This window comes from Thermosynechococcus sp. JY1331 (assembly GCF_031583475.1).
Lineage (GTDB): Bacteria > Cyanobacteriota > Cyanobacteriia > Thermosynechococcales > Thermosynechococcaceae > Thermosynechococcus.
In genome coordinates this window covers 614659-631749 of sequence record NZ_CP134180.1, presented here as the reverse complement: position 1 = coordinate 631749, position 17091 = coordinate 614659, and the positions used below count along the sequence as shown (strand labels likewise).

14 protein-coding genes and 1 tRNA gene are annotated in these 17091 nt (G+C 54.4%); 10 read left to right on the top strand and 5 right to left on the bottom strand.

Translation table 11 applies throughout. The annotated features are described in order from the left end of the window. Positions 1 to 12 precede the first annotated feature (12 nt). Together grpE and miaB are read left to right on the top strand one after the other, a co-directional pair. Positions 13 to 699 carry a nucleotide exchange factor GrpE gene (grpE, locus tag RHJ31_RS02915; RefSeq protein WP_302677309.1) on the top strand — a complete coding sequence of 229 codons (687 nt, stop codon included), beginning with the start codon at positions 13 to 15 and terminating at the stop codon, positions 697 to 699. Positions 700 to 714: 15 nt separating this feature from the next. Further along, the gene (gene miaB / locus RHJ31_RS02910) at positions 715 to 2067 is read left to right on the top strand and encodes a tRNA (N6-isopentenyl adenosine(37)-C2)-methylthiotransferase MiaB (protein ID WP_206200996.1); all 1353 of its coding nucleotides are present in this window, start codon (positions 715 to 717) and stop codon (positions 2065 to 2067) included. Between the two features lie 11 nt (positions 2068 to 2078). Here the strand turns inward: miaB and RHJ31_RS02905 are convergent, their stop codons facing one another. After that, entirely contained in the window at positions 2079 to 3188 is a 1110-nt protein-coding gene (locus RHJ31_RS02905; protein WP_302677308.1) for an ATP-dependent 6-phosphofructokinase, read from the bottom strand. A 192-nt stretch (positions 3189 to 3380) separates the two neighbouring features. Between RHJ31_RS02905 and dnaG the strand changes: the two genes are divergently transcribed. After that, on the top strand, positions 3381 to 5459 hold the full coding sequence (gene dnaG, locus RHJ31_RS02900) for a DNA primase (protein ID WP_302677307.1): 2079 nt from the start codon (positions 3381 to 3383) through the stop codon (positions 5457 to 5459). A gap of 98 nt (positions 5460 to 5557) precedes the next feature. Here the strand turns inward: dnaG and RHJ31_RS02895 are convergent, their stop codons facing one another. Beyond that, the gene (locus RHJ31_RS02895; RefSeq protein ID WP_206200993.1) at positions 5558 to 6235 is read right to left on the bottom strand and encodes a Crp/Fnr family transcriptional regulator; all 678 of its coding nucleotides are present in this window, start codon (positions 6233 to 6235) and stop codon (positions 5558 to 5560) included. A 112-nt stretch (positions 6236 to 6347) separates the two neighbouring features. Here RHJ31_RS02895 and RHJ31_RS02890 point away from each other — a divergent pair, with 112 nt between their 5' ends. Genes RHJ31_RS02890 through RHJ31_RS02875 form a run of 4 tightly spaced genes read left to right on the top strand, consistent with a single transcriptional unit; the run spans position 6348 to position 10684 of the window. Then, the gene (locus RHJ31_RS02890; protein ID WP_302677306.1) at positions 6348 to 8639 is read left to right on the top strand and encodes a nitric-oxide reductase large subunit; all 2292 of its coding nucleotides are present in this window, start codon (positions 6348 to 6350) and stop codon (positions 8637 to 8639) included. A 34-nt stretch (positions 8640 to 8673) separates the two neighbouring features. Continuing rightward, positions 8674 to 9390, top strand: a complete 717-nt coding sequence (ric, locus tag RHJ31_RS02885) for an iron-sulfur cluster repair di-iron protein (protein WP_302677305.1) — start codon at positions 8674 to 8676, stop codon at positions 9388 to 9390. Then, complete coding sequence (locus RHJ31_RS02880; RefSeq protein ID WP_302677304.1) at positions 9390 to 9836, top strand: CopD family protein; 447 nt, start codon at positions 9390 to 9392, stop codon at positions 9834 to 9836. Before ric ends, RHJ31_RS02880 begins: the two co-directional genes overlap by 1 nt. 14 nt (positions 9837 to 9850) lie before the next feature. Continuing rightward, positions 9851 to 10684 carry a YwiC-like family protein gene (locus RHJ31_RS02875; RefSeq protein ID WP_302677303.1) on the top strand — a complete coding sequence of 278 codons (834 nt, stop codon included), beginning with the start codon at positions 9851 to 9853 and terminating at the stop codon, positions 10682 to 10684. A gap of 118 nt (positions 10685 to 10802) precedes the next feature. Here RHJ31_RS02875 and RHJ31_RS02870 read toward each other — a convergent pair whose 3' ends face one another. From RHJ31_RS02870 to RHJ31_RS02860, 3 genes are all read right to left on the bottom strand, one after another. After that, positions 10803 to 11615 carry an ABC transporter ATP-binding protein gene (locus RHJ31_RS02870; RefSeq protein ID WP_310445728.1) on the bottom strand — a complete coding sequence of 271 codons (813 nt, stop codon included), beginning with the start codon at positions 11613 to 11615 and terminating at the stop codon, positions 10803 to 10805. Next, positions 11605 to 12855 carry a branched-chain amino acid ABC transporter permease gene (locus tag RHJ31_RS02865; protein WP_302677302.1) on the bottom strand — a complete coding sequence of 417 codons (1251 nt, stop codon included), beginning with the start codon at positions 12853 to 12855 and terminating at the stop codon, positions 11605 to 11607. Before RHJ31_RS02865 ends, RHJ31_RS02870 begins: the two co-directional genes overlap by 11 nt. 97 nt (positions 12856 to 12952) lie before the next feature. Then, positions 12953 to 14263, bottom strand: coding sequence for a PrsW family glutamic-type intramembrane protease (locus tag RHJ31_RS02860; RefSeq protein WP_302677301.1), 1311 nt, complete (start codon positions 14261 to 14263; stop codon positions 12953 to 12955). A 196-nt stretch (positions 14264 to 14459) separates the two neighbouring features. On the opposite strand from RHJ31_RS02860, the gene RHJ31_RS02855 reads away from it, so the two are divergent. From RHJ31_RS02855 to RHJ31_RS02845, 3 genes are all read left to right on the top strand, one after another. After that, positions 14460 to 14532: transfer RNA gene (locus RHJ31_RS02855), tRNA-Ala, on the top strand. Between the two features lie 207 nt (positions 14533 to 14739). Further along, the gene (locus RHJ31_RS02850) at positions 14740 to 15396 is read left to right on the top strand and encodes a DNA methyltransferase (protein ID WP_315862961.1); all 657 of its coding nucleotides are present in this window, start codon (positions 14740 to 14742) and stop codon (positions 15394 to 15396) included. Beyond that, complete coding sequence (locus RHJ31_RS02845; protein ID WP_302677299.1) at positions 15380 to 17002, top strand: Eco57I restriction-modification methylase domain-containing protein; 1623 nt, start codon at positions 15380 to 15382, stop codon at positions 17000 to 17002. Before RHJ31_RS02850 ends, RHJ31_RS02845 begins: the two co-directional genes overlap by 17 nt. The last annotated feature ends 89 nt before the right edge of the window (positions 17003 to 17091 follow it).

The following is a 17091-nucleotide window of genomic DNA, read 5'->3' as shown; positions in this document are numbered from 1 at the left end:
CTGAGTCAACCTATGAGTGATGAAACCCTAACCAACCCCGCTGCTGAAGCCCAAGAAGGCGAAATTACCCCCGATGTCGTTGAGAATCATGCAGAGGCCACCACGAGCGAAGAGGGTCAAGCATCTGAGGCGACCTCTACGGATACTCCTGCGGATGCAGCGGACTTGCTAGAGAAAATTGCTGCCCTTGAAGCTGCCAAGGCTAGTCTTTCGCAGGTGGTGGAGGAGCGCAATAGCCAATATATGCGCCTTGCCGCTGACTTTGAAAACTTCCGCAAACGCACCCAGCGAGAAAAAGAGGAACTAGAGCTACAGATTAAGTGCAGCGTCATTGCTGATTTACTGCCGGTGGTGGATAGCTTTGAGCTAGCCCGCACCCACATTCAAACCGAAACAGAGGCGGAAGAAAAAATTCACCGCAGCTATCAGGGGGTTTACAAGCAACTGGTGGAGTGCCTCAAGCGCATTGGTGTTTCGGCGATGCAGGCCAGAGGCAAGCCCTTTGATCCCAATCTCCATGAGGCTGTGCTGCGGGAAGCAACGAATGAGCACCCTGAAGGCACGGTGATTGAAGAACTCAAGCGGGGGTATATGCTGGGCGATCGCGTGTTGCGCCATGCCATGGTCAAAGTGGCCGCTCCTCCTGAAGAGGGTAGTGCCAGTGACACGAATCCCACCAATGATGTGACGGACGTATAGGGGCACTTCAAGGGAATGCCACGCCGCTACTACATCACCACCTTTGGCTGCCAAATGAACAAGGCCGACTCCGAGCGCATGGCCGGGGTCTTAGAAGCAATGGGGTTAGAACCGGTGGCCGAGCCGGATGAGGCCGATGTCTTGCTCTACAACACCTGCACGATTCGCGACAACGCCGAGCAGAAACTCTATTCTTACCTAGGGCGGCAAGCCAAGCGCAAGCATCAAGACCCCAACCTAACGCTGATTGTGGCCGGTTGTGTGGCTCAACAGGAGGGGGAACAATTGCTGCGGCGAGTGCCTGAAGTGGATCTGGTGATGGGGCCGCAGTATGCCAATCGCCTTGGCGAGCTGCTGGAGCAGGTGTGGAATGGCAGCCAAGTGGTGGCAACGGAGCCACTGCACATTGTTGAGGACATTACCAAACCCCGCCGCGATAGTACGGTCACTGCTTGGGTCAATGTGATCTATGGCTGTAATGAACGCTGTACCTACTGTGTGGTGCCGGGGGTACGGGGGCAAGAGCAATCCCGCCGCCCCGAGGCAATCCGCGCCGAAATTGAGGAACTGGCGGCTCAAGGCTACAAGGAAGTGACGCTCCTTGGGCAAAACATTGATGCCTACGGTCGCGATTTGCCGGGAATTACCCCAGAGGGGCGACGACAGCACACGTTTACGGATCTGCTCTATTACATCCACGATGTGGCCGGCATTGAGCGGATTCGCTTTGCCACCAGCCATCCCCGTTATTTTACAGAACGCTTGATTCGAGCCTGTGCCGAACTGCCCAAGGTGTGTAAGCATTTCCACATTCCCTTTCAGTCGGGAGATAATGAGATTCTTAGGGCAATGGCACGGGGCTATACTCGCGAGCGTTACCTACAAATCATTGAAACGATTCGCCGCTATATGCCAGATGCCGCCATTAGTGCCGATGCCATTGTCGGCTTTCCCGGCGAAACAGAAGCCCAATTCCAACGCACCCTAGATCTGGTGGCGGAGGTGGGCTTTGACCAACTGAATACGGCAGCCTATTCACCGCGCCCGAATACGCCAGCGGCCACCTGGGACAATCAAGTACCGGAAGAGATTAAAGAAGATCGTCTGCAACGGCTGAATCATTTAGTGGCTACGATCGCCAGCGATCGCTCCCAACGCTATCTTGGACGGGAAGAGGTGGTGCTGGTGGAGGGGGTCAATCCCAAGGATCCGCAACAAGTCTATGGCCGCACGGATGGCAACCGCCTGACCTACTTACCCGGTGAGATTGAGACCCTACGGGGACAACTGGTGCGGGTCCGCATTACCGAGGCGCGAGCCTTTAGCCTCAGTGGCGTGCCTCTTACAGCTCATTCCTTGGTTGGCTGATTCCGTGGGGTCTAGATCGCACAAATCACTTCATCGCGGCAAAGAGTGGGATCAACATAGGGCAGCATCGGCTGATCCCCGACATAAATGCCCAGCCCTTGAGCTGTGCGAATTAAAAAGCTATTGGGATCTACATGGCGTGGGCATTGAGCCACCACATCGGCAATGGGAACAGTGACCACCTGTCCTGCCTGCCAAGCTACCATGCGATCAAATGTCCCTTGAGCGGCTAAATCCACAGCGGTATGGCCCATGCCCGCTGCCAACAGCCGATCTATGGCCATGGGGGCACCGCCCCGTTGAATGTGACCTAGGACTGAAACCCGCAGCTCAATGGGGATGGGACTGTGCTGGGCGATTTTATCGGCAATGTACTGACCAATACTGCAATGGCGGCGCTGGTGGGCGTCCTGCTCCAGTTCTTTGACACCCTCGGCAACGACGATGAGGGCAAACTTACGTCCCCAGCGATCGCGCAACTTTTGCAGATGCTGGCAAATGCCTTCAATGGAGTAAGGAATTTCTGGGATGAGGATCATATCGGCACCCCCAGCAATCCCCGAATACAGAGCCAAGTGACCGGCAGTGCGCCCCATCACTTCCACCACAAAGACGCGATCATGGCTAGCGGCGGTGGAGGTAATCCGACTCAGGGCTTCCACCACAATGTTGACGGCGGTATCAAAGCCAATGGCGCGATCCGTAAGAGCAACGTCATTATCAATGGTTTTCGGAATGGCAAGGAAGTTCCAATTTCCTTTTTGCGCCAGTTGATGCAAAATCTTCAAGCTGCCATCGCCACAAATGGCAATAAGAGCATCCAAGCCCAATTCATAGTACCCAGCAATGACTTCATCGGCATGGCCAAGGGTATCGCCCTTATTAATTGCTCCGAGAATGGTTCCCCCCATGTTGAGCAGTACATCCATTCCCCCGAGACCCTCGGCATTGAGGGGGATCGCCTTCCGCTCAATTAACCCCTGAGTGGCGTGGAGAATGCCAAGCACCTCCCAACCGTAACTTAAGGTAGCATGGGCAACAATAGCACGGATGGCCGTATTTAGACCCGGGCAATCTCCGCCACTCGTAAACACACCAAGTCGTTTGCGGCTGGTACTCATGAATCCTTGCTCCCTATGTGAACGGTTATGGCCTCAAAGCCTGCCTCTGCGCCTAACAACGACACCGTCAACATCCTAGCGAAGGTCAATCGCCCTTGACTGCTTGAGTTAAGAGCTTGCAACATCCTTAGGAATCGTTGAATTTTGCAGCGGGGAATCTCTGATTAGGGGGATCGCTTAGACTAGTGATCTATGGAAATTCCTCGCCTACACCCCGATACGATTGAGGCGGTGCGCCAAGCGGTCAACATTGTCGATGTGGTGGCCGAGCACGTTGTCCTACGCAAGCGTGGGCAAGAATACGTGGGTTGTTGTCCTTTTCATGAGGAAAAAACCCCCAGTTTTACGGTGAGTCCCCTGAAGGGCTTTTATTACTGTTTTGGCTGTGGGGCGGGCGGCAATGCCATTAAGTTCCTGATGGAACTGCAAAAACGCTCCTTTGCCGAGGTGGTACTCGACCTTGCCCAACGCCATCAGATTCCAGTGCGCACCCTCGATAGTGAGCAAAAACAGGCCCTACAAGCGCGGCTCTCCCTTCAAGAGCAACTCTACGAGATTCTGGCGATCGCCACCAGTTTCTATGAACATGCCCTGCGGCAACCCATTGGCCAAGCCGCCCAAGACTATTTGCAGCGGCAACGCCATCTCAAAGAGGAGACGATTCAGCAATTTCGCTTGGGCTATGCCCCTGCGGGTTGGCAAGTGCTCTACACCTACCTTGTGGAGCAAAAAGGGTATCCCCCTCAGCTGGTAGAACAGGCCGGTTTGATTATGCCTCGGCGGACAGGGGACGGCTACTATGACCGCTTTCGCGATCGCCTGATGATCCCGATTATGGATGCCCAAGGACGGGTGGTGGGGTTTGGCGGTCGCACCCTCAGCAACGAAGAGCCAAAGTATCTCAACTCTCCAGAAACCCCGATTTTTAACAAGGGGCAGTTGCTCTTTGGGCTGGATAAGGCGCGGCAGGCGATCGCCCGCAAAGATCAAGCAATTGTTGTCGAGGGTTACTTTGACGTGATGGCGCTGCACCAAGCGGGGTTTTCCCAAGCGGTGGCCAGTCTAGGAACGGCCCTCAGCCAAGCTCAAATTAAATTACTGCTGCGCTACACCGAGTCGAAGCAAATTATTCTCAACTTTGATGCCGACCCAGCGGGAGAACGGGCGGCCGATCGCGCCATTGGTGAGGCTGCCGATTTGGCCTATCGGGGTGATCTGCAACTGCGAATTCTCACATTACCAGCGGGCAAAGATGCGGCTGACTTTTTCAGCGCGGGTGAAGCACAGCGGGAGCACTACCAAGCTCTCTTGGATCAAGCGCCCCTGTGGCTGGATTGGCAAATGCAAACCATTGTGCAGCAGTACGATCTCAAGCAAAGTGATCAATTTCAGCAGGCGAGCCAAGCCCTGAGCCAACTGTTGGGAAAACTGCCCAATGCCACACTGCGCAGCCACTACATTCACCACTGTGCTGAGCTATTGGGAGGCCATGATAGTCGCTTCGTTCTCCGTTTAGAAGAATCCCTGCGGCAACAGGTGCGGGGTCAACGTTGGCAGGGGCGATCGCAAAAATGGCAACGTCCGGCGGACTATAACCTCCGTCAAGCGGCGGAAGAACAACTGCTGCGCCTCTACCTCCACTGCGGCGACTATCGTCCCCTGATTCGCCAAGCCCTGCAAGCGCGGGACATTGAATTTAGCCTCTCCCACCATCGTTGGCTGTGGCGGCAGATCTTGGCCATTGAAGAAGCGTACTGTGCCGGTCTGCCAGCGCCCGATGATCCCTATACCACTGAGTGGCCCCTTCATTCGCCCACGGAAACAGGAACCCAACTCACGGATTTAGATTTGGTCACGCACCTTTTTGATCGCCTCGATGAGGCAGAGGAGGCCGCCCTCATTACTCCACTACTCCATTTGGATGAAACGACTGCCGTGAGTCTGGATCGTCCTGAACTCGTGATCCAAGCAGCGGCAGCAGCCCTTGAGCGCATTGCTGTTGAAAAGCGATGTCGCTATATTCTCCGGACTTGGCAGGAAACTGTCGCGCTGATTTTAAGTGAATCCCTTGCCAGCGAAGCCCTGCGCCAGTATTTGGATCGCCTACTCACCGACAACGAACCTGCGATTGACGACATCCCCGGTGTGGCGCCAGAGCGACTGCAAGTGCTTGCCCAACTGCGCCGTGACTACTACCAGCATCGCCAATACCTGCAGCAATTGGATCAGCAGCGCTGTCCGCCGTTGGCCGCAATTCGCAGCTATACCTAGGTCTAGTTCTGGCGCTGTTCAATACTGAGCCCCTTCATCGCTGCCCAAAATTGTTTCTGAAAGTTTTGAGCCGGTTGAGCCTTGGGGAAAAAGCTCGACTATTCTTCACTCAATCTTTGTAGCCGCTGGCGATCGCAGATGGTAATCTCATTGCCCTCTACCTTCAGAATGCCTTGGGTATTCAGGTCGTAAAACGCCCGCGACAGCGTTGCAGGAATAGTGCCTAGCAAAGCGGCCAGCTCTGTTTTTTTCAAATCTAGGGTAATACTATCTGGGCGATCGCTAGTGGCCAATCGTTGCAACAAATAGGCTGCTAGGCGTTGGGGCACCTGTCTAAAGGAAAGGTCTTCTATAAGACTCACCAAATGACGCAGATGCCTAGCAAAGCTAGCTAGCAAACGAACACTTAGATCCGCATCTTGGTGGAGCAAATTCAAAAAAGCGAACCGCGGCAAAAAGATCAGTTCAACGTATTCAATTGCTTCTGCCGAGGCAGGATAGGGCTGGTTATCGAAGGCCACCACCTCCGCAAAGCTGTCGCCCGGTTCAAAGATATTCAGGATTTGCTCCTTCCCTGCCGCTGAGAGATTAAAGACCTTGACCCGCCCGGTTTTCACAACAAAAAACCCCGCAGCGGCATCGCCTTTTCTAAAAATGATTTGCTGCCGTTGCCAAGTCTGTAACTGCGAAATTGCAACCAACCGCCCTAGCTGGGGTGGCGAAAGTTCACTAAACATTGGTGACTGGCGCAGACATTCCTCAATACCCGCTTTCATGACCCACCGTAAAAGTTAAATATTTCTCAAGGTTCCTTTTGACCTAAGTCAAGGCGCTACCCCCCAAGCCGCAGCTACCTTAAGTCTCAATAGCTGCCGAGAGGAAGTGTCTATGGCAAACGTCCCCTTCAATATTACTCAAGCAGCTCACCTAGAGCGAGGGTGGCACTTGCGGCTACCCGCTTGGTTAGTGCTAGTCTGTGTCATTACCTTTAGTGTGCTGCTGACAGCAGGCGCCGTTATTTACCGGCATGCCCCGCCAATACCGACAACGATTGTCTCGCCCCAACAGGAGGTGCTTTTTAGCCGTGAGAACATACAGCGAGGTCAAGAACTGTATCTGGCACGGGGCGGCCAGCACATTGGCAGCATCTGGGGTCATGGCAGTTATCTGGCTCCAGACTGGACAGCGGATGTGCTGCACCGCTGGGGTCTAGCCACCGCTGGAATTCTCTACCGCGGCGATGCGAGCTTTAGCCAAGCAGATTGGGAGGCACTCTCTGCCTCTGAGCGGGCTCAACTACAGGTGCAAGTCCAAGAGCAATTTAAGCCCAACCGTTACAATCCTGAAACAGGAGTGCTGACGCTCACCCGTGCTCAAGCCCAAGGACTGCGCCACGTCTTTGAGCAGTACAAAACACTGCTATCCCAAGGTGCAGCGGCGCACTCTATTCCGCGCAACTGGTTTACTGATCCCGCGCAAATCCGCGATGTGACTGCTTTTTTTGCTTGGACCGCTTGGGCAGCAGTCGCCACTCGTCCTTTGGCGCCCTTTTCCTACACGGCGAATTTTCCCCATGATCCACTGGTGGGCAACCAACCCCCAGGGCAGTTTGTCATTTGGTCGATTGTCTCAGTCGTTGTGTTAATTGCTGCGATCGCCGGCTTTCTCGTTGTCTATCTGCTCCAAGGGGAGGATGCGGTTCAAGCGGTAACAGAGCGCCCCGCCATCCGCCTTGCCACCCCCAGCCAAAAAGTGACTACCCTTTTCTTTGGGGTGGCCATGGGTCTGTTTCTCCTGCAGATCCTCATGGGCATGGTCACTGCCCACTATGCCGTGGAAGGAGATGGATTTTATGGTGTGCCAATTCAGCAGTATCTCCCCTACGCTGCCTCACGGACATGGCACGTGCAACTGGCGGTCTTTTGGATTGCCACCTGCTGGCTGGCGGCCGGTCTATACTTTGGTCCTCGCTTTGCGCGCCATGAACCGAAGTTTCAGGCTTGGGGAAACATGGGGCTTCTGATTGCCCTCACCGTAGTGGTTCTTGGTTCCCTTGGGGGAGCTTGGGCAGCCGTTCAGGGCTATCTGGGTGCCCAGAGTTTTTGGTTGGGCCATCAGGGCTATGAGTATGTGGAGCTAGGGCGACTTTGGCAACTCTTGCTGATTGGTGGCATGGTATTTTGGTTATGGTTGATGTTTCGGGCGCTGCGACCTGCCCTTCAGGCAGAAGGGAGCAAGACAGGCCTCAACCACTTTTTCCTTTACAGCGCCATTACCATTCCCCTCTTTTATGGGGCAGGGCTGATGTACACCAACCATACCCCTCTCAGTGTGGCTGAGTATTGGCGCTGGTGGGTGGTTCATCTGTGGGTAGAGGGCTTCTTTGAGGTCTTTGCCACGGTGGCGATCGCCTACTTGTGCAGTGAACTGGGATTCCTAAGGCGCTCCGCAGCTCTGCGGGCCACCTACTTGACCACCATTCTCTACCTCGGCAGTGGTGTCATTGGCACACTCCATCACCTCTATTTTGCGGGTACACCGGTTCTGATCACTGCTTTGGGCGCTGTGGCCTCAGCGTTGGAAGTGGTTCCCTTGACCCTGATTGGGTTTGAGGTTCTGAAGTCGCTGCAGCTTTCCCAAGAAGCCCAAGGGTTCTATCGGCTACCCCTGCGATTTTTCATTGCTACCTGCTTTTGGAATTTGCTGGGGGCAGGGGTTTTTGGTTTTCTAATCAATCCACCGATAGTTCTCTACTATTCCCAAGGACTGAATACGACGCCAATTCATGCGCATGCCGCCCTCTACGGCGTATACGGCTCGCTGGCGATCGCCTTAATGCTCTTTGTTCTGCGGGAAATCACCCCGGAAACTGCTTGGGATGAAAAGACCTTCAACTGGGCATTTTGGTGGCTCAACGGTGGCTTGGTGGGCATGCTGGTGCTCGGTCTGATTCCCAATGGCTTCTATCAGCTGGTGCAATCCATTAACCACGGTACTTGGTATGCCCGCAGTGGAGCCGTCATTCACTCCCCCTGGATGGAATGGACCGTCTGGCTGCGGATTCCTGGGGATGTCATCTTTGCCGTTGGTGCCGGACTGCTCATCTATGGCGTAGGACGCGCCCTCTGGGGGATTTGGCGGCAGCCCAGTGTTGCGGTCTCCCTCGACCTTAGCTCCTAGATTCTCTCTCCACCTTGTATTTGGAGGCCTGACCATGACATCTTTACAACTGACGGATACGGTGGGTGCCCTTGTGCGGGATTACCCTTCCTTAGCGGCCTTGTTTGAGACGGCAGAGATTGATTACTGCTGTGGCGGTCGGCAAACCCTTGCTGAAGCCTGTGCCCAGCGGGGCATCGATGCCCAAACCTTCCTTAAGGAGCTAGAAGCTGCCATAGAAACTGCTCCTGAGCCGGCGATCGCTGACCTTTCACTGACCGCCCTCGTTGACCACATTGAAACAGTGCACCATGCCTACTTGCAGCGGGAACTCCCCCGCCTCGAGGCGCAGGCGGAGAAGGTGGCAGCCGTTCACGGCTCGCGGGATGCCCGTCTCCAGCAACTGCACGCAACCGTCGTGGCCTTGGCCGCAGAGCTAAAACCCCACCTCCAAAAAGAGGAGCAAGTTCTGTTCCCCAGGCTGCGGCAGCTGGAGAAAAGCTATGATCGGGCAGTCGATGTCTTGATCTCAGCTGCGATTGATTGTATGCAACGGGAGCATGAAGAGACGGGCGTAGCCCTCAGCCAGTTGCAGCGCCTTAGCGATGGTTTTACGCCTCCTGAGTGGGCCTGCAATACGTACCGCGTGCTTTTGGCAGGGTTGTTGAGCCTTGAGAAAGACTTGCACCAGCATATCCACAAGGAAAACAATCTCCTGTTTCCCAAGGCGATCGCCCTCCTTGAAGCCAAACGTCTAGCCTGTGCCTCGTGATGTTATTCAAACTCCTGGTGATTCTCCATACCCTCGGCGCAACTGTATGGGTGGGCGGGCACCTTATTCTTGCCCTAACCGTTCTACCCAAGGCCCTCAGGCAGCAGGATGCAACGCCCATCCAGCAGTTTGAGCAGCCTTTTGAAAGGTTGGGTCTGGGGGCATTATTGCTGCAGGTGCTGACGGGTATTGCCCTAACCCTCATTTATTTTCCCGGCGGGGTGGGATTTTGGCCACCGCAGTCTGTGGTCTCCCAATATGTTCTCGTAAAGTTGGGACTGCTGCTGGCAACCCTTGCCCTCGCTGTACAGGCTCGGTGGTTCATTTTGCCCAAGCTGACAGCAGAAACACTGCCCCGGCTGGGGTTTCACATTATGGGGGTCACAGTTCTGGCTGTTCTGTTGACTATTTTTGGTGTTGGTATTCGTCTAGGGGGATTGGTTTAGTGGAGGATGCAATTATGACCATTTCAGAGTCATCAGCGGTTACGGAAACTGCATCAGCAGCAAGGAGGGGAACACCTTGGTACGTGCCCACCTTCTCCCCAGAACATGGGGTTTATGTGATGTTGATTGTGGCGTTTCTCACGGGGGCAGCAGCAGCGCAGCACTGGAGTTGGAGAACCACGCTGGCTCTGGTGACTGCCTTTAGTGCCTTTCAGGCGGAGCATCCCTTAACACTACAAATCAAGCAGCGGCGAAGTTGGAAACCCCGTTGCCTGATGTGGGGAGGCGTCTACAGTGCCCTTGCCCTTAGCCTTGCTTTTTATCTTTACCTTGAGGTGCCACGGTTACTTTGGATTTACCTAGGGGCGATCGCCATTTTTGTGATTGATAGTATTGCCGTAGTTTATCGTCAACGCAAAGCCATCTGGAACGAGTTACTCACCTTTGCAGGGGTCTGCTTGGTGGCTCCCCTAACGGAGATGGCCACTACTGAAGAGGCCTCTTTCCTGTCTGTTGGATTATGGCTGTTGAATACCCTTTTCTTTGGCAGTGCGATTTTTGCTGTGAAGCTGCGTAAGCACAAAACCGCCTTTTGGCTCCCTGGTTTGATTTATCACAGTGTTGCCGCTCTCCTCATTGGTCTTCTGTGGTGGCTAGGGTGGTTGCCCCCCTTGGCAGCGGCGGCCTTTGCCATTGCACTGCTCAAGTTTGGCCTCATTGTTTGGCAAGCCAACTGGTACAAAAACACAGCCATAAAAAACGTTGCTTTGCTGGAAACAGGCTCAGCATTTTTATTTCTCAGCCTGATCCTTGCGGCGCTGTTGCCTGCCCATTTGCCTCGACCTTAGCTTTTTTAGCGGTTTTGGCCCAATGCGCCGCCCTTCAGGAGGGGGAGGATTCAAAGCTGTGGAGAGCCTCAGGGGTGCCAACGATCCCCAAGGCTTTAGCCCTTAATGGGAGTAGGAACTACTGTCCGAGGTAAGCGGTCAGAACCTCAGGGTTGGTTTGAATCTCAGTGGGGGAACCATCAGCCAGATTTTTCCCCTCTGCTAAGACCCAGATGTGCTGACACAGGGACATGACCACGTCCATATTGTGTTCAATAATCAAAAATGTCACGCCCTGTTGGTTCCACCGCACAATGTGCTCACAAATTTGATGGATCAAGGTGGGGTTAACACCTGCTGCTGGCTCATCGAGGAGCACCATGCGGGGATGGTGCATCATCACCCGTGCCATTTCTAAAAGTTTGCGTTGCCCTCCCGACAAGGCGCCAGCGTAGTCATGGGCCTTAGCGGTTAACCCCACAGACTCCAAAATCTCCCACGCCCGTTGCCGCAGCTTTTGTTCCTCTTGACGAATGCGCAGCGGTTGTAGCCAACTATTCCAGAATTTCTCCCCTGTTTGCAGCGGCGCGGCCAAGAGCATATTTTCGAGAACCGAGAGGCGCGAGAGCACACGGGGCACTTGGAATGTGCGCAGGAGTCCTTGGAGAGCAACTTGGTGGGCGGGCAAATGGCTAATCGGGACGCCGTCAAAGATCACGCGGCCTTGATCGGGGATGAGGAAGTTGCACAACAGGTTGAATAGGGTGGTTTTGCCCGCACCATTGGGGCCAATGAGACCAGTGATGCTGCCGCGGGCAACCCGAATTTCCACATGATCGACAGCGCGAATACCACCAAAACTTTTGCACAGCCCCGTGGCCACTAGGAGATCCGAAGGCAAGACTTGACTGACACCGCTAGAGACGGGCGCAAGAGAAGATTCATCGACCAAGGCTGAGTTCCTCCTTTTTGCCCAAAATACCTTGGGGTCGCCACATCATCAAGATAATGAGGACAAGGCCAATGAGCATCATCCGCAAGGCCTCTAGGCGACCGCCATCAAGGGGAATAAAGCGGGTCAGGGCAGTGTAGGCCCAAAAGAGGGCAGCGCCGAGGAGGGTACCCATGTTATTGCCTGCGCCCCCCAAAACCACAATGGTCCACGCCTGAAATGTAATCAGGGATACAAAGCCGTCGGGGTTAATAAAGGTCAGCTGCCACGCATAAAACGACCCGGCCACCGCCGCGATCGCCCCCCCCAGAAGGAAGGATTGCATTTTGTAGGCAAAGACATTTTTACCCAAGGCCTTGGCCACTTCTTCATCCTCACGGATGGCTTTGAGCACCCGTCCCCAAGGAGAACGGATCAAACGCTCCAACTGCCACACTACCAAGGCCAAAACCAAGACCAACAGCCACAACAAGCCAGCGCGGTAACTAAAATCCCACAGACCAAGGGTCAGGGCTTTGACCACCAGACCCACCAAAACAGCGGCCAAGGTATTCAGGGTAATGGGAACCACAGCTCGTTTTTCTGGATGGCAATAATAGCTCACAAGGGCGATCGCCCCACCCAGCGTCACCAGTGTCAACCCAAGAGGAAAAATGGCCATTCCCCGGCCTAAGCTTAAGGGGAGCAACGTGGCCCAAAGGCTGAGGGTACCGGCAATGAATAAAGCTGCATAGCTAGGCAGTAACCAGCGGGGGTGCGATCGCCCATACTGCCGCTGTAGCCATTGCCACCACTGCCCTGCAGCCGCCCCCACCACAACCCAAAAAAGAGCAATCATCCCCAGTTTGGTCGGCAGATTGGGATTGAACTGAGCAAGGGGCAGCGGAAACCCATACACCCCCCGACCGCCTCGGGTTAGCCAATCCTCATTGAGGGCAATCAAGCGGACAATTTCCGCCATGCCGATCGTCACAATCGCGAGGTAATCTTCCCGCAGCCGCAGCGTCGCAATCCCCATTAAAAAGCCCAGTCCCATCGCCAGCACCACGCCAGCAAGGACAGCAAAGAACAGGGGGACGCCAGCAATCCCCAACAAAATCGTGGTGTAGGAACCAATAGCCAAAAAACCAACATGGCCAAAGTTAATTAGCCCCGTATAGCCCCAGTGCAAATTCAGCCCCAAGCTAAAAAGGGCAAAGGTGGCAGTAAAGATACCAAGGGAAATGAGATAGCCAACCATTTAGATCATCGAAGTTAAGGGCGAGACAGTTGCGCTGCGCTGTTGCGATCGCGCCAGTGGATGAAGGAATCAAAATGAATATATTTTATACACCTGCCTAGCGATAACCATAGAACCGGGTGGCAAAGTTTTGCGATCGCGTCGGGGACAGTTGACGCGCTTTCAAAATCGCGGCGGTGAGAAATACATAGGCCAAAATCCCCACCACTGCCAAACCCATCGGACCAAAACGGGCGGCAGCCGTATTCCAAAGGGCATGCAGAAAGGCCGCTAGACCTAGGCCAACCATTAAAATCAAGGGCGCTCGATGGGGGCGCAATACACTCAATCCCACACAATAGCCCAAGTAGCCCGTGTAGGCCATGTGCCCCGTTAGGGATCCCAAGACCCGAGGAATCAGTACTTGCAGACCAGCTAAATTACCAAATTGACCGGCAATACTAGGGACATACTGCCCAAGGGTTTCTATCCAAGTAAAACCGAGGCCGGCAGCCGCTCCCAAGAGAATGCCATCGAGGGGTTCCCATACGCCCACCTTTTGTTTCCACGGACTCGGCAGCCATCGCCCTAAGCCATAGGCCACAACAATGGGTAACGCCTTGAGGAGTTCTTCCATTAAGCCGGCACCAATGAAGTTGCGGCTGAATAACACCCAAAATGAAGGATGGGGCGGATGCAGTTGGCCGGGTAAAATGGTGCGAAAGAGATAGATCATGGCTGGCAAAATTGGGCTTTGCAGAATCAACATTTCCAGCGTCAATGTGCCCAGTAGAACCCATGCGGGTTTGCGTTTGCCACAGAGTTGATAGATAAAGTAATAGGCAGCACTGCCCAAATAGAGCGCCAAGATGACCTTGAAGGCATCGGGGGAGCCAGCCGTGGCGAAAAGGAGGATAACCGCAACAACCGTAACAATCCCCGGTACCAGATAGGCTTTGCGTACCCAGTCGGGATGAATGGCAAAAATAGGCAGGAGTTGGGTAAGGGTGAGGGGTTGATCGGGCTGGGTACTCACGACTTCGGTGAGGGGAAGATATTCTAGGACAAATTCAGGCCCTTGGCGCCCCAATTGAATGCGATCGCCGGCATTGAGCACAGTTAAGCTCTCTACTCGCTGTTGATTGACATAGGTGCCATTGACACTGCCGAGGTCAGCGATCGCCCACACGGGAATACTGCCACGCTTTTGACAGGTGAGTTGGGCATGGTGGCGGGAAACAGAAGTATAGATGTGAGCGTCAAGGACAATGTGGCAGGTAGCGGGGTCACGACCAATAATGGTCACCTCCTCCTGAGACAGCCAAAACTGCCCCACTTCAGGGGAAACTTGCCGCAGCACACCCGCATACTTCAGCGTTGGATGGAGGGGGGAGCGATCGCGATTCATTGGTACCCGTATCAACTGCAAGGGGGACGATGAGACTCCCAAAGTCCGACCTGCTCAGCACTCACACCCACTATACACTGGGTACTTGATACTTCCTTTGAGCGAGAGGGCGATCGCGAGGGGAAACCATGGTTGTCCATCCTCAGCAGAGGGTGACTTTGGGGGCAGGAGTTGACAAGGGGCAGCATTTTGCGCAATGATAAAGTTCTGCTGGTTCGGGGCTATAGCTCAGTTGGTAGAGCACTTCAATGGCATTGAAGGGGTCAGCGGTTCGAATCCGCTTAGCTCCAGTGGAAACGCAAATCATGCTTTTTGTTAGACCGATGGGTGCAGTCAGTATAGGCTGTCACTTCAAATTAGCACTGCAATGAACCATGGCACCCGCGATCGCATCCTTCCGAAACAAGGAGCGCTTAATCCTCCCTTCCAGACCGACCCACAGGCCGAACCGTTGCCCACAGGTCGAGATTCAGGTTTGACTTCCATGTTGGTGAGCGATGAGAACCATGACAAAATCCAGACAGCGGGTTGTGGATTACGGCGAGGTTCTGACGCCGCCGCATATCGTCAACGCCATGCTCGATCTGGTTAAACAGGAAACAGAGCGGATTGATTCGCGCTTCCTAGAGCCAGCCTGCGGCACGGGGAACTTTCTCGTCGAAATCCTGAACCGGAAACTACGCGTGGTGGAAGCGCGCTATGCTAGGGTCCAACTGGAATACGAGCGCTACGCCATCTTGGCCGTGTCGTCGCTCTACGGGATTGACATTCTGGAAGACAACGCTGCGGAATGCCGGCAGCGGCTGTTTGCCGTTTTTGATGAAGCCTACACGCGGCTTTTCAAAGACAAGGCCAAAGCGCCATGCCAAGAAACAGTGCGCTATATCCTCAGCAAAAACATCGTCCACGGTGACGCGCTGACCTTGAAAACCGTGGGGGCCAACCCCCAACCGATTATTTTCCCCGAATGGTCGCTGGTCAATGGCAGCCTGCTCAAGCGGCGGGACTTTGCCTTCCATGAACTGGTGAACCAGGGGGCGATGCGGGAGTTGCCGCTCTTTTCGGATGCCGGCGAGGAGGTATTCATCCCCGAACCGGTCAAAGACTACCCGCCGGTGCATTTCCTAGAGGTCGCCCATGCCTACGATGACTAACCACAACCCCGACGTGCTCTTGTGCCTGGCCAACCTTTCCAGCGACGAGGTCTTCACCCCGCCGGCGCTGGCTAACCAGATGCTGGATCTGCTGCCGCCCGATCTCTGGAGTAACCCCGACGCCCGTTTTCTCGATCCGGCCTGCAAGTCGGGGGTGTTTTTGCGCGAGATCGCCAAGCGGTTGGACAAAGGTCTGGAAACCCAAATCCCCGATCGCCAAGAGCGCATCAACCACATCATGACCCGCCAGCTTTATGGGATTGCCATCACCGAACTGACGGCGCTCATCGCGCGGCGCTCGCTCTACTGCTCCAAGACTGCCAATGGCAAGTATTCGGTGTGCACGGCCTTCGATACGCCGGAGGGCAACATTCGCTACCGGCGCACCGAACACACCTGGCGAAACGGCCGCTGCCTCTTCTGCGGCGCCAACGAAGCCAACTACGCCCGTGGCGAGGAACTGGAAACCCACGCCTATGAGTTCATCCATACGGAAAACCCACTCCGTCTTTTCGACGAGCACAGCGAGCCATGTCATTTCGACGAGCACAGCGAGCCATGTCATTTCGACGAGCACAGCGAGGAGAAATCGATGAAATTCGATGTCATCATCGGCAATCCGCCGTATCAGTTGAGCGACGGGGGGTTTGGTAGAAGCGCAACGCCCATTTACAACAAGTTTGTCCATCAAGCAAAAAAACTGAATCCACGCTATCTGGTGATGATCATCCCTTCCCGCTGGTTTGCTGGCGGTAAGGGCTTGGATTCCTTCCGAGCCGAGATGCTTGGCGATGATCGCATCCGAAAACTGGTGGACTTCGAGGATGCATCAGAGGTCTTCCCCGGCGTAGATATTGCTGGCGGTGTGTGTTATTTCCTTTGGGAACGGGACGCGCGTGGGACTTGCGAAGTGACCAATGTGCATAAAGGAGAAAAGGTCGTTTCGACACGAAAACTCGATGAATTCCCAACCTTCATCCGCCATAGTCAGGCCGTTTCCATTGTGAGAAAAGTCCTCGCCAAGAAAGAAACGAGGATGAGCGAACAGGTGTCAAGCAGGAAACCTTTCGGATTACCTACCAATGCTCGACCTCAGGAATCTGGCGACCTCATCCTGCGTTGGCAAAACGGCGAAGGACCGTACAAAAGGGAGGATATAACCGTTGGCGTGGAAATGATCGACAAATGGAAAGTTATTACATCCTACGTGGGCCATGACCATGCCGGAAATCCCGGAACAGACGGAAGGAGAAGGGTTTTTTCCAAAATAGACATACTACCTCCGAAAACCATCTGCACAGAAACGTATCTGGTCATTGGAGCTTATGATTCCCAAAAGCAGGCTGAACATTTGGTGGCCTATATGAAGACGCGGCTATTTCGTTTCCTGGTATCGCAGTTCATGTATTCGCATCACATTACAAAGGATGCCTACGCCTTCGTGCCCATCCTCGACATGAACACCGAATGGACTGACGAAAAACTCTACGAGCGGTATGGGCTTACAGAAGAAGAAATTGCCTTTATCGAGTCAAAAATTCGCCCGATGCCTGCCGATGACGAAAACGGCGCAGAGAACGAAGCAATGGAGCCTGGCGATGCCTGACACCTTCCTCCCCCGCGCCCGAAGGAGAATACCATGTCATTTCGAAGGAGCGAAGCGACTGAGAAATCCTACCCATTATGGCATGACGA

Bases quoted from the DNA above. Each gene is read 5' to 3' on its own strand.
- grpE (WP_302677309.1), top strand. From the start codon at position 13: ATGAGTGATGAAACCCTAACCAACCCCGCTGCTGAAGCCCAAGAAGGC.
- miaB (WP_206200996.1), top strand. From the start codon at position 715: ATGCCACGCCGCTACTACATCACCACCTTTGGCTGCCAAATGAACAAG.
- RHJ31_RS02905 (WP_302677308.1), bottom strand. From the start codon at position 3,188: ATGAGTACCAGCCGCAAACGACTTGGTGTGTTTACGAGTGGCGGAGAT.
- dnaG (WP_302677307.1), top strand. From the start codon at position 3,381: ATGGAAATTCCTCGCCTACACCCCGATACGATTGAGGCGGTGCGCCAA.
- RHJ31_RS02895 (WP_206200993.1), bottom strand. From the start codon at position 6,235: ATGAAAGCGGGTATTGAGGAATGTCTGCGCCAGTCACCAATGTTTAGT.
- RHJ31_RS02890 (WP_302677306.1), top strand. From the start codon at position 6,348: ATGGCAAACGTCCCCTTCAATATTACTCAAGCAGCTCACCTAGAGCGA.
- ric (WP_302677305.1), top strand. From the start codon at position 8,674: ATGACATCTTTACAACTGACGGATACGGTGGGTGCCCTTGTGCGGGAT.
- RHJ31_RS02880 (WP_302677304.1), top strand. From the start codon at position 9,390: ATGTTATTCAAACTCCTGGTGATTCTCCATACCCTCGGCGCAACTGTA.
- RHJ31_RS02875 (WP_302677303.1), top strand. From the start codon at position 9,851: ATGACCATTTCAGAGTCATCAGCGGTTACGGAAACTGCATCAGCAGCA.
- RHJ31_RS02865 (WP_302677302.1), bottom strand. From the start codon at position 12,855: ATGGTTGGCTATCTCATTTCCCTTGGTATCTTTACTGCCACCTTTGCC.
- RHJ31_RS02850 (WP_315862961.1), top strand. From the start codon at position 14,740: ATGAGAACCATGACAAAATCCAGACAGCGGGTTGTGGATTACGGCGAG.
- RHJ31_RS02845 (WP_302677299.1), top strand. From the start codon at position 15,380: ATGCCTACGATGACTAACCACAACCCCGACGTGCTCTTGTGCCTGGCC.